At 51.0% G+C, this 17,291-nt stretch carries 11 protein-coding genes; 1 reads left to right on the top strand and 10 read right to left on the bottom strand.

Annotated elements, in window-relative coordinates; genetic code table 11:
* Positions 1–125 precede the first annotated feature (125 nt).
* The 10 genes from ACGG90_RS14250 to ACGG90_RS14205 form a co-directional block, all read right to left on the bottom strand.
* Entirely contained in the window at positions 126–1,586 is a 1,461-nt protein-coding gene (locus tag ACGG90_RS14250; RefSeq protein ID WP_390410436.1) for a response regulator, read from the bottom strand.
* Positions 1,564–3,330 (bottom strand): sensor histidine kinase, encoded by a 1,767-nt coding sequence (locus ACGG90_RS14245; RefSeq protein ID WP_390410434.1) that lies wholly within the window; start codon positions 3,328–3,330, stop codon positions 1,564–1,566. The genes ACGG90_RS14250 and ACGG90_RS14245 overlap by 23 nt, the downstream gene beginning before the upstream one ends.
* Positions 3,302–3,910, bottom strand: coding sequence for a YesL family protein (locus ACGG90_RS14240; protein ID WP_390410432.1), 609 nt, complete (start codon positions 3,908–3,910; stop codon positions 3,302–3,304). The genes ACGG90_RS14245 and ACGG90_RS14240 overlap by 29 nt, the downstream gene beginning before the upstream one ends.
* A 99-nt stretch (positions 3,911–4,009) precedes the next feature.
* Positions 4,010–5,875, bottom strand: coding sequence for a beta-N-acetylhexosaminidase (locus ACGG90_RS14235; RefSeq protein WP_390410430.1), 1,866 nt, complete (start codon positions 5,873–5,875; stop codon positions 4,010–4,012).
* Positions 5,876–5,915: 40 nt separating this feature from the next.
* A complete protein-coding gene (locus tag ACGG90_RS14230) occupies positions 5,916–7,046 on the bottom strand; it encodes an SPASM domain-containing protein (RefSeq protein ID WP_390410428.1) in 1,131 nt (376 codons plus the stop codon).
* A 9-nt stretch (positions 7,047–7,055) separates the two neighbouring features.
* Complete coding sequence (locus ACGG90_RS14225) at positions 7,056–8,582, bottom strand: sulfatase-like hydrolase/transferase (protein ID WP_390410426.1); 1,527 nt, start codon at positions 8,580–8,582, stop codon at positions 7,056–7,058.
* Positions 8,583–8,596: 14 nt separating this feature from the next.
* Complete coding sequence (locus ACGG90_RS14220) at positions 8,597–9,988, bottom strand: sulfatase-like hydrolase/transferase (RefSeq protein ID WP_390410424.1); 1,392 nt, start codon at positions 9,986–9,988, stop codon at positions 8,597–8,599.
* A gap of 159 nt (positions 9,989–10,147) precedes the next feature.
* The gene (locus tag ACGG90_RS14215) at positions 10,148–12,010 is read right to left on the bottom strand and encodes a family 20 glycosylhydrolase (RefSeq protein ID WP_390410422.1); all 1,863 of its coding nucleotides are present in this window, start codon (positions 12,008–12,010) and stop codon (positions 10,148–10,150) included.
* A gap of 14 nt (positions 12,011–12,024) precedes the next feature.
* Positions 12,025–14,691: an alpha-mannosidase gene (locus tag ACGG90_RS14210; protein WP_390410420.1), complete on the bottom strand. Its 2,667-nt coding sequence runs from the start codon at positions 14,689–14,691 to the stop codon at positions 12,025–12,027.
* 1 nt (position 14,692) lies between these two features.
* Positions 14,693–15,967 carry a glycoside hydrolase family 125 protein gene (locus ACGG90_RS14205; RefSeq protein ID WP_390410418.1) on the bottom strand — a complete coding sequence of 425 codons (1,275 nt, stop codon included), beginning with the start codon at positions 15,965–15,967 and terminating at the stop codon, positions 14,693–14,695.
* A 128-nt stretch (positions 15,968–16,095) separates the two neighbouring features.
* Between ACGG90_RS14205 and ACGG90_RS14200 the strand changes: the two genes are divergently transcribed.
* Entirely contained in the window at positions 16,096–17,151 is a 1,056-nt protein-coding gene (locus ACGG90_RS14200) for a substrate-binding domain-containing protein (RefSeq protein WP_390410416.1), read from the top strand.
* Positions 17,152–17,291 lie beyond the last annotated feature (140 nt).

Genomic DNA, 17,291 nt, shown 5'->3' with positions numbered 1-17,291 from the left:
GCGGACTCGAAGTCCCTGAGGCTGTGATCGATCTTAGCTTCATCTTCAGTGTAACGGACAAAAAGAAAGTTCCGGTAAGAATCGAGGTAAAACCTCAATTCCCACCGGAACTAATCTTAGATTGTTTAGCGTTGCTTCATCACCACGTCTCGATACTCGCCTGGAGACATGTTGAGCTGCTTCTTAAACGTCTTGAAGAAGTAACTGACAGTTTGATAACCGACACGCTGTCCGATTTCGTTGACATCATCATTGGACTCTTCCAACAAATGGATCGCTTGATTGATGCGATAGTCATTGAGAAACTGCGCCACGGTTTGGCCGGTTTCTTTCTTGAACTGTTGGCCCAGATACACAGCACTCAGGTGCAGTTGCGCGGCAATTTCACCTAACGTCATGGGCTGATCATAGCGCTCATGGATGATTTGCATCACCGCAGCAACTGAACGTGAATAGCGCTGTTGGCCGGCTTGTTGCATGGCTTCTGCCGCGTCGAGCAAGACCAAGATCAAATCGTTGACGGTCTTGGCGGCATTGATGCTGCCTAAATTCGATGACGTCAAAGCGTAATCAGGATGCAGCGCGCGCAGGCTCAACAAGATGATCATCGCCACTTGCCGCGTCAACTCAACAGACGCGTCGCGCTGCTCCAGCTTTGCAAACTCAGCTGCCAGCCAATCAGCTAATGCTTGCCCGTGTAAATGCCGAATTTCGTGCTTGATGGTTTCAATCGTCGGCATGGTATCTGGTCTGGGCACTGGCTCATCATCTGGCAAAATGACTAACCCATTGACCGAGGCGAAGAAATAGCGCCGATTGATCGCCCACTGAATGCGTTGATAAGCCTCAGCCATGGCATCTAATGTGGCAATTGCCGCACTGACGATCACTGGGCGATGCAGCGGTCCGGCTTGAAGCGGCAAGTTCTGAATAAACTGACGCAAGCGCACGCCAGCGCCTTGAAACACCACGATCACATCACGATTCTCAACGAAATACCCGCGCATGCCTGCTGCCGTATCTAACGCCGCTAACAGCGCTTGGCGCTGCAGCGGATTCAAGATCGCCACCAAATGCAGCGGCTGCTCTTGCAAGCGAGTTGGCACCAATTTGACCAGCGCCCGCTTGGCCAGTTCGCTATCGTGGCTGGTCACCAGCTCACGAGCCAAGACTTGATGCGCCAAGCGGGCATCTTGATGATAGGCCTCGGCTTGCAGCAAGCGCTGCAAGGCCGTTTGCACAGTTGCTTCAAGTTCATCAGGGTCGATAGGTTTGCGCAAATAATTGACCGCACTTTGCGCCACCCCTGCTTTGACATAATCAAAATCATCATAACCGGATAACACGATGATCTGCATCTGCGGCTGCAACTGCCGCGCCGCCGCCAGAAACTCCGGTCCAGGCAGATGCGGCATGTTCATATCAGACAATAAGATATCGATCCGATGCGTTTGTAGATACGCCAATGCCGCTAACGGATCTTGTTCTGTGCGACTGATCTCTAAGCCTAATTTTCCCCAAGCGATCAGCTTGGGCAAGCCGCGCAAGATCATATACTCATCATCAACTGCTAGTACCTGCTTCATCTTCACTACCCCTTTCAGCAAAGGTCAAGACAACAGTTGTTCCCCCCATTTCATTGCTTTGCAGCCGCATGTGAAAGCTGCTCCCATAATAGTTTGCCAAGCGGGCATACACATTCTGCAAACCGATCGACTGACTTTGCTGTTCAGCCAATGGTTCGACCATTCTCAAATTCAAACGCGCCAATTCTTGTTTGGACATGGCCTTGCCGTTATCGCGGATCAAGATGCGAATCTGTCCACCAAGGCGTTGTGCCTTGATCGAAATCACATTATCCATCCGCGCAAAGTCGACGCCATGCTTGAAGTAATTCTCCACGATAGGCTGCAGGCTGAATTTCGGCGTCGAGATGCGATTCAAACTCGGCTCGATCATGACTTGATACGCCAATCGATCCGGGAATCTAACCTGATACAAATAGATGTATTTCTCAACGAATGACAATTCTTGCGCCATTGTTGCCGTTGCGGCCATATCTGTGTTGTTTCTCAGCAGTGAAGCAAACGTGTACACGACTTTTGCCAATTCAGGCTGGTCAGCATCCAGCGCCGCCATGCGAATGTATTCCAAGGTATTGGACATGAAGTGGGGATTGATTTGGGCCCGCAGCGCCAACATGTTGGCCCGCTGCTGCGCGACTTGCAGTTTATAAATCACCGAAATCGATTGATCGATATCTTCCAGCATCGTGTTCACGCCGCTGGCCAACTCGCCTAAGTCTGAATGCGGACTGACGATTGGGACCCGCGCTTGCATATCTCCTGCAGAAACCTGCCGTACTGTTACCAAGATCTGCCCCAATTGCCGCTGATAGCGCCTGAAAGTGATCCGCAAGCTCACTTCCAACAACATCATCACCAATAACCCCAACACAATGATCGGCAAGGCGCGGCGGATCAACACAGCTCGGAAATTCAGCGCATTAGTGGCCACGATCATCTGATACTCATTAGGCAGCTGCAAAGTCGATACCTGATAACCCCTCAGCCGCTCTAAGCGCTGCTGATCAAACGCGCGGCGCACGGCACGCTTCTCGCCAAGCCCCACCGAGCGATCCCCCAGCTGATTTAACAGCGTGCCGCGATCGTTCACCACCAAGATCTGCATGTGGGCGCGCGTTTGAATATCTGCCAATTGTGCTTTAAGTACTGCCGGATCAAAGACGATCCCCACCGTTCCTGAGTTCTCCTGGGGAAAATTATAGTCGATCACCGGCGCGATAAAATCTTGTTTGCCCACCAACGGCTTGGGCAATATCCGGCCTGAACGCTGTTGATGTGTGGCGGCATAATGCGTGTGAGAATTATTCTGCAACACCAGCTCCAAGCGCTTGATTTCTGGATGCTGGGACAGAAACGAGGCCGAATCTTGCGGCCAGCTATAGTAACGGCCGCTTCTGTCTGCCGATTCAAGTGTGTAGTTGGCATAATCTGGGACAGATAACGAGAAATACGCGGTGATACTGGTCACTTTGCTCGGATCTGACGCCAGATTGCTGGCAAAATCGTTGGTGATCTCTTGATATTGCAACAGCTTGCTGGTGATTCGCTGGCGCGCGTAAGTACGGGCTTGATCAACTTGACTGGTAAAGCTGTTGATCGCCACGATCGTCGCCACCACCGTGACGCTGATCACCATGATCCCTAAGATCACCATATACAGCTGCAATAAGCGCTGAAGATTCGAAGGTCGCGGCAACACCTTCGCCCAAGCGCGGTTACGCCAGTTGCGCATCGATTTGTGCATACCAGTGCTGCGAGCTTAGATGCGTCCAAATCACCGCTGCCGCAACGCTGACAAATGGAATCAGCCCTGGTATTTTCACCGTGATCATAACGATCGCCAAAAGCCCCATCACAAACACCAATAACTGCATGAAATTGTGAAAGAACTGCCCGACTGCCAGCTTGATGGCTAATTTAAGCTGCACCTCATAGTGACTTTCCAGCGCTAAAGTAAACAGTCCGGCGACGATCGTCAATAAAATGGCAAATATAATGATGAACTGAATGAACACCACAAAGCCCCAAGGCAATTGAGTACTAAGATACAAACTGTAACTCAACAACGCCGCCAAAGCACCGAACAACCAGAAATGCCCATTAGCCAAGCGGAAATACTGTTTAAACAGCTGCCAAGCTTCTGCCATGTGATAATCACCAAATGTCCACTCATGGGCGGCAAACAATTCGCTGATCACCCTTAAAGCCGGCCCGATCCCCAACACCACCAAGCCCAGCAGCGTGTACAGCCAAAACATCAGATTCAAGATCAAGATCACGAATACTTTCGTGAAGAATTGATTGATCCCCCGTCCCAACACCATGATCCCCTCCTTTCGAACAATATACCCACCGCAAACATTCTATCAGATAATACAAGCGCTTACAATCTAGTTTTATCACTATCCAAGGTGTTAAGTATTTCACATGTTCTGCGAAATCGCGCTGGCAGTAATAATTTGAATATAGCGGCCGCGGCCAGTTTCACCATTGGTGTATTTATCCATTAACAAGGCTGGCGCTTGCAGTTCTTCAAGCGGATCGCGGCCGGCCAACCACTCATCCAGCCGCCACAGCGTGGTATCGACGCGGCCGATCAACCCATTCAAGCGCAGATCCATGATTTCATACCCTTCACCGCGCCGTTCATGATGCCATAATGCACGAAAGTCGCTGATCGTGATCAGCAAAGCTGCGCGCAACGCCTGTAAGGCCGCTTTGATCACCGGCACTTGCGGTTTCCCTGACGCCGGCAATAAGCGCAATTGCTGCAAAGCAGCGGCCTTAAGGCTCAAGGTATGGGCCAAGTGCTGGTAATACTTAAACATGGCTTGATCCGGCCCTGGTGTTGCAGCAGATGCCGCCAAGTCTTGTGCTAACTGCTGATAATGCGCCACTAGGTCATGGCCTTGCAGATTCACCGCGTAACGCTGCAAAAGCAAGTCCTCATACAACAAGATCTTGCCTGGATTATCCAGCGTCAGGTTAGGGGCCTTGGCAAGCAAATTCTCGAAGCGATCCAAATGCATAAATGCTTGATAATCCCGTCTTTGCATCAAAGCAAATTGCTGGGCGGCCCAAGCGTTTGACACAGTTTCGTGATACTGATACTCAACAAAAGTTTGGATCCCCAACCAAGCGGATTCAAATGGTGCCTCGCAACCATCATCCCCCCACATTGTCGTTACCACCTGGCGGACCTTTGCGCGATTAGCCGCAGCCATCCCGGCTTTAAGCGTGGCTTGCATCGTTTTCTGACCTGGGGCAAGACCGCTCCAAGACCAGATGCCGCTGGCAAAAATCAACGGTTTATTTAATTTAGCATGCAAGGCAAACATCTGATCATACGGGGCTTCTTGGGCATGATAATAGTCCCAGTAAACTTGCGTGACAGCTGGAATCGAAGCCACCAAAGCATCTGAGAACGTCGTATCAGGGTCATATAAGCGGTGTTGTTTGCTGGCAATTTGAAACCACATGTCGCTCCACATCGCCGGCTTTAACCCCAATTCTTCACACAATGCCATCACAGTATGCAAATGGGCGATCATCAAGTCTGCTTGCGGGATCAAGCCGCGATCACGCAACAGCTGGCCGCGGCCCAAGTTATAAGCCTCATCCATGCCAATATGGATCTTCTTGGTCAGAAACGGTGCGCTGGCCGCTTGCAGCACCTGACGCAAGAAGGCCGTGGTTTCAGGCTTTTGGACGTATAAACAGTCTGGCGCATCCATCACCTTCTCAAAAGCCTGCCACTTAAAGAGGTTGCGCAAATGCGCTAACGTTTGGATCGCCGGCACCAAGGTGATGCCCACCGCGTCTGCCGCCAAAGCCATTTCGTGCAGTTCAACTTGACGATAGCGCCCACGCTGCCGGCCAAAATACGGCAACCCTGGTACCTCAAAGCAATCTTCCAGATACAACCAGACTTCGGTGTACCCCAAACTCGCCAGGCGGGTGAAGATCTTGTTGCACGTTTCTGGCTTTAATACTGCATTGCGGGCCACATCTATCATTAGCCCAACGGTGTCAAAACGCGAAGCTTCTGTGTAATCAAATTGCGTTTCAGTTCTTGCATGGCCCAACCATAACGTTAATGCCCGCATTAAGTCACTCACTGTATGATAAGTGATCCGGCCAATCTTGTCTGTTCGCACAACGCGCAAGCCAGGCGTTGGTTGGCTGCTGATTTGCACGGTGACTTGAGCTTCGATCGGCGGTTGTAATGCGATCACTTGTGCAGCCCCTGCGGCATGCGCTTGGGGCAGTCCTTGCCAGGTTATTGTCATGAGTTATCCCCTTTCAAATTGATTTGCCAGCCATATGACATCACGCACTGACCAATTTTGCCTGCTGAACAAGTGCCATAATGGCTTGTGCTTGGGGCAATATCGTTTCTAACACGGCACGGTAGCCGCAGAAGCGATTAGACTTGGCCACGTACATCGCATCTTTCATCCGCTTGCAGCCACCACAACACATGCGCTTAAACGGACAAGCTGCACAATATTGCGGCAAAACCCGAGGCGTGCCGCTTAGCCATTGCATCGCTTGCGGTTGTTCAAACAAGGCCTTCAGCGTCATTTCCGTGATATTGCCTAAGCGATATTCATCTAAGGCAAAGAAATCGCAAGGAAATACGGTGCCGTCTGCTTCGATCACATATTGGATCTGGCATTTGCCAGTCAAGCCACAGGCATTCACTTGCCCATTAACAAATAAATTCAATACATCATCAAACAACTTGATGCTGCGATAATCGCCACTGCGCAACTCCGCCAGCCACAACGGCAGCAACTGCTGGTAGAAACTGGCAAAGCGCTCTGGCGTAAGCGCAAAATCACTTTTTGACGTCGCCTCCAGCTCATCCAAGCAAGGGATAAATTGCACAAATGCGATTTGTTGGGCTTGCAAGAAGCGATAAACCTTCTGGGGATGCTTGGCTAACTCATTAGTCAGCACACACAAGACGTTATATTCGATCCCTGCGCGATCAAACAAGGCTTTGGTTTGCATCACGCGCTGAAAAGTCCCGCGCTGGTGCGTATCAACGCGGTTGCGATCGTGATATAACGCCCCGCCATCGATAGACAGCCCCACCAGAAAATGCTGTTGCTGCAGCATCGGCAGCCAGCGCTCGTTGATCAGCGTCCCGTTGGTTTGCAGCGCGTAATGGACGACAACGTGTTTGCTTTGGGCTTGGATTACTTGGATAAAATGTTCAAAATACCCCAACCCGGCCAGCGTCGGTTCGCCACCTTGAAAGGCAATGTTGAGCTCATCACCGTCATTTAAATCCGTATAGATATTTTTGATCATGGCATCGACAACTGCCGGCTGCATCTTGCCATAAGAGCGCACCTCCCGCAAACTGCTGATGTTGGCGTAGAAGCAGTACTTACAGCGCAGGTTGCACAGCGCAGAAGCCGGTTTGATCAGAATGTTGACCGTTTTCTTCATCACACACCTCTAGAAACTTGGCCCGCTATCTCGTTCATTTAAGGGCAGCCGCAAATGATTGAACTCATAAACCAAATTATCATGATGCGCGATCATCCAATCCCGCAACGCCAAGCGCAAGGTGTGCACCGTGTTCTGATAGCCGATGTTGTCGATTTGGTTGACTTGCTCATAAGGATCGGCGGCTAAATCATAAAGTTCATCAATATCGCCGCAATTGAAGATATATTTATATTGCCCTTGTCGCAGCATCCGTTGTGAAAACAACACCGAACCGATCCCTGAACACTCGGTGACCACAGTGTCAGGCCAAGCAATCGGGGTGTGTTCGATCAGCGGCCGGAAGCTTTGCCCATCGCGCTGGCGCGTGGCCGCATCAACGCCGGCATAATCTAAGATCGTCGAGTACAAATCAACGCTGTTGACTAGCGCTGCCACCCGCGCTTGAGCCGTTTGGTTAGGCGTTTTGACCAACAAAGGCACCGTACATGTTTCGTCATACATGAAGATCGCTTTATCAAATAATCCGCCATGGATCCCCAATGATTCGCCATGATCTGCAGAGAAAATGATCAAGGTGTTATCATACATGCCTTGTGCTTTCAACCAAGTGATCAAGCGGCCGATTTGATAATCAATCGAGGTGATTTCAGCATAATAATGCTTAACGATCGGCACTAACTCAGCCCAAGTTGAAATATTGCCGCGCTTTAAGTCGTGGATCTTGGTCTTATTGACAGGACTGGGATCGCGAAAGTTCACCCATGGCGGAATGGTTACATCATCGTATTGGTGCAAGAACTCGCTAGCAACAAAATAAGGTTCATGCGGGCCCCAGAAATTCAGCTGGAAATACCAAGGCTGCTGATTGGCCTGAAACTGGCTGAGATAATGCTTGGTGCGTTCGACCAGATACTGATCCACGCTTGTTTCCTTGCCGCTGGTGATTTGACCGGCTTGATGGCCTTCATAGAAGCCGTTGATGCGATGTTCAATGGTTAATTCAAGCCCTTGGTCCTGCAACCATTGGCGATATTCAGGAAACCCGAAGCCGCCAAAGCCATGTCCAGGAAAATCATCCCCGGTATAGCCGATATGCGTCGGCACCGAATCAAAGCCTTTGGCGTATTCTGCAAATTCAACATCACCCATATAATATTGAATGTATTCGTCGTGTTGGACCTGATAAGTTCCGCTGCCTAAATGCCACTTGCCGGTATAGCCGGTTTGATAACCTGCTGCAGCTAACCGCCGCGATAATAACCCAGGCGTATCCGGCAGTTCTTGAACCATATTGCCGTAATTATAAGAATTCGTCAGCATGCCATGATGCATGGGATACAGTCCGGTTTGCAGTGAAGCGCGCGCTGGTGTGCAAATTGGACAAGTTGTATAACATTCATCAAACACCGTTGACTGTTGCGCCAATTCAGCCAGGTTTGGCGCAATACATAAGCTTTGATCCGCATACGCCGTGAGCGAATCGCGCCGCTGCTGGTCGGTGAGAATAAACAAGATATTGGGTGTATCCGTCATGATATACCGCCTTTCTAACGTTCCGGCCGCGCCCAGAACAACTTGCCTTGATAGAAATCCGTGTCCCCTTGTGCAATCGCCAATTCATGCAAGCGCAAGCGCAGTTGCTTGATAATCGGCTGGGCCGCTTGGGTAAACGAAAGATCCGCTTCTTCTTGGGGATCTTGATGGCGATCAAACAATTGCGTGTGTGAGCCTTGCACGGTGCGGTACTCAATGAGCTTATAGTCCGGTGTCACCAGCCCGCGCAATTTATCAGTAAATTGCAAATACAGCTCCGCTCGGCCGCTTGCTTGGCCATGCAGCTGCGGGATCAGACTATGGCCAAAGATACCTTCAGGGATCGGCAAACCAACATAATCTAAGATGGTGGGCATCATATCCAGCAACAAGACTTTGCCTGACACCTGCTGATCTTGGGGGATGTCGGGACCTGACATGATCATCGGGATGCGAATCGAGTTGTCATAGAGATTTTGTTTGCCCATTAAACCATGCTGCCCCAAAGATATCCCATGATCGGCGACATACACGATCAAGGTATTGGCTAGCTGACCAGTATCAGCCAGCGCTTGCACCACATCCCCGACGCGATCGTCGATATGGGTGATCATGGCATAATAATCTGCCAAATGTTCTTGAATGGCTTTGATCTGACGCGGATAAGCCTCCAGTGCCTCGTCGCGTTGGGCCCGCATATCAAATTCAAAAGGATGCTGCGGCAAGTAATTATCCGGCACCGTCAACTGATCAGCATCATACATGGCGCGATAACGATCCGGCATGGTGCGCGGATCATGCGGCGCCATAAACGCCCCATATAAGAAGAACGGCTGCGCAGAATCTTTATGCGCTTTAATTTCTGCAATCAAGCTGTCAGCAAAGAGATCTGTTGAATGCGTCCCAAGATTGATCCGATCAGCCGGCATCTCATAGGTTCGCTTAGATGAAAACGGGTCTTGGGTGAAGCGATGCAGATGCGCATATTGGCCAGTGGGATCGTAATCATTAACTGGCACATTCCAATGATCCCACATCCCGCCGAAGAAGATATTCTGTCCTGCACAGAAACTCCGCGCAAAACTTTCGCGCCCGTTGTGCCACTTACCCACGCCGATCGTGGTGTAGCCGCCATGTTGCAATTCTTCACCCAGCAGCGCTTGATCTGCAGGGATCGTTTCACCATCATCATCCCAACTTGTGACATAGCGCCCAGTATGTAACATCGCCCGTGACGGCATACATACCGCACCGCTTGACCCACCTGGGATGAAAGCTTCGGTGAAGCTGATCCCAGCATGCACCAACGCGTCGAGATTCGGGGTGATGATTTCTGGATTGCCTAAAGCGTGGATCGTGTCAAAGCGTTGATCGTCTGCGATCATCAGCACCACATTACGTTTCAACTGCATTACCCCCTTAAGATAACTGGCTCAAGCCAAAAAGTGTAATCGTTTTCATTGTATTGAAGCAACGTGTTTAAACCAATAGCCAAACTCAAGGTATAATAGTCAAAATATGGGCCATGGCAAAAAGGTGGTGTTGCCGCCACCTGTGCCACCACGTCATCGTGATAAATCAGCGGCACTGGCGATTTGCATGTACAAGCCGTGCCCGATCGGCCCATTGGTCCACTTGTCTGCCAACAACGCCGGTTCTTGCAATTCAGCCAGTTCGTCGCAGCCAGCGGCCCACTCATCGATTCGCCACAGCGCCGTTTCAATCCGCGCAAGCTGTCCGCCCAAGCGAATATCCATCACCTCAAACCCATTGCCGCACCGCTCGTGATGCCACACCAGCCGATAAGCCTGCAAAGCCGCCGTCAAACTGCTGCGATACGCCGTTAATGCTTGCTTGGCCAAAGCAGGATCGCGCTGCGCTTGCGGCACGTGCTTGAGTGCCTGCATGGCTTGCAAAGCAGCGGCCTTATCAGCAAGTGCCACTGCCAAGGCATGATAATACGCAAACAACGGCTGGCTGATCGCCGTCGTCGAAGCTTTAGCCAGTTGTTGGGCCAGCCGGCGATAATGCGCCGCTAGATCATAAGGCGCCAGATTCAGCGCATATTTTTGTAAGAACAGATCTTCGTACAACACCAGCTTGCTGGGATTCTCGCCGGTTAAATTGTCAGGGGTGCCTGGCACATGGTCAAATTGATCCAGCAGCAAGAAGCTCGCTGCAGCTTCGCCTTGCATCAACGCGAACTGGCGCGCCAAGTATTCATCGCTCACCAAATCATGATATTGATACTCAATGAACGCCTGCAGGCCCAGCCAAGCTGCGGCAAAAGGCGTTTCTGCACCGTCATCAAACCACATGGTCGCCATGGCCTGTCGAATTCCGACATGTTTAGCCGCGGTCATCCCTGCCTGCACACTGCGCAACATCTTGGCTTGATGCGGCGCCAAGCCAGGCCAAGTCCAAAGTCCGCCGGCATACACCACCGGCTGCTTTAATTCCAGATGCTGACGCAAGCGGGTTTCATAAGTGGCCGCATCTTCGTGGTAATAATCCCAATACACTTGCCCAACTGCCGGCATTTGCGCTACGAATTCCGGATCAAAATGAACACTTTCGTCATACATCGTATTGGTGGGACTGGCGATGGTAAACCACATGTCACTCCACATGTAAGGCACTAAGTTGAGTTCATCGCACAACTGCACCACCGTTTTCAAGTGCGCTTGAATCAGCGTTTGTTGATCCACATAACCTTCATGCACCAGCCGCTTGCCATGGCCTAAACCATATGCTTCATCCATGCCGATATGGATCTGATTGGTGAGAAACGGCTTAGTCGCCGCTTGCAGCATTTGCTTTAAGAAGGCGGTGGTTTCAGGCTTTTGCACCCATAAAACGTCTTGGGTGTCTTTAATATCGTCAAAAGCCTGCCACTTCAAGGCATTCTGCAGATGCGCCAGGGTTTGGATCGCTGGGATCAGCGTCAACCCAAACTGATCGGCATACACCGCCAGTTCATGTAATGCCGCTTGCGAATATCGCCCGCGCAGGTGGCCAAAATACGGCTGTTCTGGGACCTCAAAAACATCTTCAAGATACAGCCATAATTGCGTGTAGCCCAAACCAGCCAGCCGCAAAATCGCCGCTTTCAAAGCCGGAACTGTTAACACCCCGTTACGGGCCAAGTCCAGCATCGCACCACACTCATCAAAAGCCGCTTGTTCTTGATATTGAAAGTTCGCTTCAGTTTGGGCATGTGCCAGCCATAATGTCACTGCCCGCATCAAATCATGACCAGTGTGATAGCCGATCGTCCCAGTGTCTGCTGTGCGGGCGATGCAAATACTCGTCGCGGTTGGCTTGACAGTGACTGTTGCGTCTAGAGGCATTTTTCCCATGTGTGCTTGCGTCAACAGCGCAACGGCTGCTTGATAGCGCTGCGGCACACCATTCCATTTGATCGTCATGTGTTCCTCCTGTTTTATTCAAAGTCTAAAGTACGAATTTCCGCCGGTTTAAGTGCGGCTTGGACATCCGAGCTTAACGGTTCATCAACGAGATTCAATAAGCGCCGCGCAGATTTGCCTTGGTAGCGCACTGTTAGCGGCTGCGCAACATCGGTCATGTTATACCCGCGCACCAGTGTATGCCCTGAGGCAAGCTGCTTGATCGCCGTCACGGCAAAGGCCGGATTAGTCACTTGTAAGTAACTGCCCAAAGCCGCGCGCTGACCAGGATGAACGTCGGTTAACGCCGCAAGAACCGGGATCTGCGCTGCCCGTGCTGCTTGCATGGCGCGCAGTTGTGCGGCTTTTGTGCCGTCAGTAAAGGCCATTGAGAAATCGGCATGGTATTGCCCAAGACATTGCGCATCAGGTGTTGCAAAATAGCCCCAATCGCCCATTTCGCCGACGCAGCGCAACAGCGTCAAGGCAATGGTTTCACCGTGGTGTCCGACTTCATATTCATTCAACCCAAGATTGCCTACAACAATCCCGCTTAAGTCATCATGCACACTGACAAAAGCCTGTTGGTGTTGCGGATTGGTGGGGTTTTGCCAAGTGCTGCTTGGGGTATTGGCACGCTTAACCACTTCAAAAATCGATTCGGCATCATGAGTGGCTACATTCATGCCTGTGGCGATCACCGCCTGCAAGCGATGGTCGCGCACGCCATTATCGCCAGTTACGCGCACCTCAAGGCAGGCAGCATCCAGGGTCAATGTCACTTGCAAAGTTTGCTGCTTGAATTGCTTGCTTCGCTGGGCCTTGCGCTTGGTGACATCGATCACGGCTTGTTGTTCATAATCAAGCCGCTCGTCAGCAGCGATTGGCAGCTCCCACACCAAATCAAACTGCATCGCTTGGCCGCTAGGGGTGGCATAAGTTTTGACTTGCTTGATTTGACCGGCCTGTGAGGTCAAGGTCAAATGATCACTTGACTGGCGATAAATATATTCATTGCCAATATCGCCGGTGTCTTCAAACACCAAAGCGTTGGGATAGTGCCGCTTCAAGCGCTTGTCATATACCGACACGCTGTGATCAGCTTCTAAGCGCACGCGCAAAGCGGCATTTTCGATCGTATCTTCAGCCACTGGGGCGCTTAAGGCAGGCTGTTGGCCAACTTGCACAGCCAGCGTTTGCCAACCAAAAGCCGCAAGCTTAACAGCCACTGTCACATCCACATATAACGCCATATATGGCACCCGAAATGTGTGCTTGGGCAAGGTGTAATTGAAGCGCACATGCGGATTGGTAATTTGAGCCGGTACGACTTGGCCGCTTTCATCGACCACGCACAACTGCGGCAAAGCCGCACCTTGCGCGGTCAAGCGATCATATTGCGCTTGCGGCGCACCATCTTTAAACAATGCCCGAGCGATTTCCACTTCAACCTGCACAGAGGCTTGCTTGGCTGCGCCGCTATTGTTCATTAAGACGAACGGATGGGCATCGGCAGCAAAGCTGGTGGTATCGATTTGGTTGGCGAAATCTTGCAAGGCCGGCTGCGTCAAGCTGGCTGCGATTTGTTGAACTGCCGCAAAGCGCGTTAACATCCGCGCATGGACTGGATCAATAGAACAGCCGCAAATCGAGTCATGCGGGTGATTCTGCAACAGCACTTGCCAAGCATAATCCAACTTATCCTGGGTTGCTTCGGTGCAGTCACCGCTTAAAGCCAGTAACGGCTCAACTTGATTCTCCAACAAACGCTCAGTGCGCATATTCTGCTGCTTAAGATAGACTCGAGAACTGGCGGTGTTTGCCAAAGTATACCAACCGTTAGTGGCTTGTGAAGTCAGCTCGCCTCGAATCGTTGACAGATCAGCCGGCAGATCTGCTTTCAGCGCCTTGATATAATCGGCAAAGTTTGAATGAATGAATTCATAATCCGGGTATAATTCGTTGGCGACCCGAATGGCTTGGGTGATGTCTTGTTGCACCGGTTGATGATCGACGCCATTCATAAACAACAAATCAGGTGTCGCAGCAAAGCGCTGCGCCTTGGCCAAGCCTTGATCCCAGAAGCGTTTGGCCTGAATCGGATCGACTGGGATCTCGTTGCCATTGGAATACCAGTTGGCAAACAAGATTCCTAACACGCGACTTTGATCTGGGCCTTGCCACCACATTTCTGAATAAGTCGAGTCATAATCCCCTGTGCCCACTTGATTATTCAAGCCAGTTGGGGTGACCCCGCGACCGAAAGCCACAGTATCAAGGCCGGCTAGTTGCATCATTTGCGCAGTTTGACCCATATTGCCAAACGTATCCGGAAAATACCCCAAAGGCACCGGCTGGCCCCATTGATGCGCCGCCTTTAGCCCATATTGGGTATTGCGGACGTTTGCTTCAGGGCTGATCAAGAAGTCATCTTGCAAAATATAAAACGGTCCGATCCGCAACTTGCCGGCTTTGATCCACCAGGCAAGCTCAGCGCGCTTATCTGGGCGGATCTTCAAATAATCATCTAAGATGATCGTTTGCCCATCCAGGTGAAAAGAATCAAAGTCCGGATCAGTTTCAAACAAATGAAATAAATCATCCATCAAGTCGATCAAGCGCATGTGGTGTTGTTCATAACCCATGTACCACTCGCGATCCCAGTGGCTGTGTGAAATAATGAAAACTTTCTGCTTTACCATGTCAGTCGACCCGCTCCCCGTAATAATCCATCACCAATTCGCAAAACATCATGTTCGCCCAAGAAAACCACTCCCGCGTATAGCGGCTGGGATCTTCAACATCATAACCTTCATGCATCATTTTGGTCCCTGCAGTGGTAGCCACCAGCTGGTCTAAGATCTGCGCTTTGACTTGCCGATCCTCAGTCGTTAAGCCTTCCATGGCTTTGGCGATCGGCCAAATATAATTTGCAGGCGTGTGCGGCGAACCCAAACCAGCACCGAAAGTCCCGGCATAATAATACGGATTCTCATGCGACAAAATCGTCTTGCGAGTCGCTTGATACACTGGATCGTCCGCCGCCACTGCGCCAAGGTATGGCAACGCCAGCAAATTAGGCACATTGGCATCATCCATGACCAAACTGTGCCCCAAGCCATCGACTTCGAAGGCATAAATCAGCTCGCCAACAGCATTCTTGGTCACGCCATAGGTCATCACTGCCGCTTGGATTTCATCGGCCAAAGCCAAGAATTGCGCAGCAGGCTGTTGCAGTACCACCTGGTAGATCTCCGCCAATTGCCGCAAACTCACCACTGCAAACAAATTGCTGGGGATCAAATAGCCATAGTGGCACGCATCATCGCTGGGCCGAAAGCCATTCCAACTTAATCCGCACGCTGCCACTGGGCGGCCGACGCCATTGATCAGTGTGTCTTCTGGCCGGTCATCTTGCCGAGCAAACGTATATGGCGAATGTTGATGATCTTGTTCTTGAACGATCACCTGCAACAGCCGTTGAATCGCTTGTTGGAACGTTTCATCAAATTGCGCCGTGCGGCCAGTAGTCTTCCAGAAGTGATACGCCAAGCTCACCGGATAACACAAGGAATCCAGTTCATATTTGCGCTCCCAGATCCAAGGCGTCATTTCAGTTTGATCGGTATGATACCCCGCATTGTTGGCGCTTTGATTAAAAGCGTTCGCATAAGGATCTAATTGCATATTAAAGAATTGGCGCGCAATGACCCGCTCAATGATATCCGCCAACTTTGGATCGTCGCGCGCCGGTACCAAATATGGTCGCAGTTGCGCAGAAGAATCCCGCTGCCACATTGCCGGGATATCCCCTGTCAGCACAAAGATACGCGAGTCCCCATCTGCCACCAACGCATGCTTCAAGGTATCCGCATATGTCAGCGCAAAAGTCTCGCCCCACGCAGCATGCTCGCTGCCGCATAGCGCCACAATCTTATCAATATAAGCCATTGCCCCAGCTGTCAGAAAGTTTGCCATTTTATCGATCGCTCCTTGGTATATTTTCACCCTTGCAATATACCATGTTCCATGACAGAATAGCTGCAAGCGCTTCATTTACTGGCGAAAGTGGGCTTAGTCACTTATACCAACTTAGGAGGCCCGGCATGGCGAAATACCAAACAATATATGCGCATTTGCGTCAAGCAATCTTGCGTGGTGAATATGCACCAGATGGTCAGCTGCCTAGCGAGAATGCGCTGGCGATCCGCTTCGGTGTGAGTCGCATCACCACCAAGCGCGCTTTAAACGAGTTAGCCAACGCTGACTTGATTTATCGCGTTCAAGGCAAAGGCAGCTTTGTAAAGCCGCATGGATCAGTACGTTCAAGGCGCCTATTACTGGTTTTGCCATTTGCCAATCCGAAACTTGGAGATTATGCCAGTGGTATTCGCGCAGGTCTGCGCGGCACCACTTGGCAACTAGAAACACTAACGACGCCGCAATTCACCCGCTTGGATCTGTCAGCACTGGATTGTGCTGGGGTTTTCTACTATTTGCGCGATGTCAATAAAGAAATGCCAACACTGATCCAAGCCGCTTGCTTGCACTTGCCATTAGTCGTCTTAAACGATATTCCCAGCCGCCTGGCACTGCCAAGTGTAACCAGTGACAATGCGACTGGCGGGGCCTTGGCGGTAGGATATTTACAAACACACCACCATGAGCGGATCGCCTTTTGCAGCAGGATCCCCTTCTGGCAAGACTGGACTGGCACAGTGGCCCAACGCTTCTTTGGCTACGTTAACCATTATCAAGCACCCACGCCTGAAGCACCGTTGCGTTGGGCCCAAGCTTTAGGTCAGTGCAGTGATGTCCAGCACATCGCAGCATATCTGCAACATGAGCAGATCACGGCCTTGATCATGGGTAACGACATTGAAGCAGTTAACTTAAGCACCTCACTGCAACAACTTGGGTGGCAGTTGCCCCATGACCTCGCCATGGTGGGTTTTGATAACTTAGATATTGCGGCGACCAATCAGCCTGCATTGACCACGCTAACCCAGGATTTCCCTGAAATCGGTCGTCGCGCCGTGACCTTGTTGCTTGCCCAGATCAACAACCCTCAGCATTCTGACAGCACCCACTTGACGGTTCCGGTGCGGTTGTGTCGACGCGCGCTTTATACCAACTCGATTTCAAACAAAAGCGGCAAATAATTCCAGACACGGGCAGCCGGCCCGCCGGAATTATTTGCCGCTGTTTATATGCACTTAAATCCAGCGATTGAAGATACAAAAACAGGAGTTCCTCCCGTATACTGTTTAACGACCAAGAAAAACAGACAAAGGAAAACTCC

It is taken from the genome of Lacticaseibacillus jixiensis, assembly GCF_042847315.1.
Classification (GTDB): domain Bacteria; phylum Bacillota; class Bacilli; order Lactobacillales; family Lactobacillaceae; genus Lacticaseibacillus; species Lacticaseibacillus jixiensis.
This window is presented reverse-complemented; position numbering and strand designations above follow the sequence as displayed.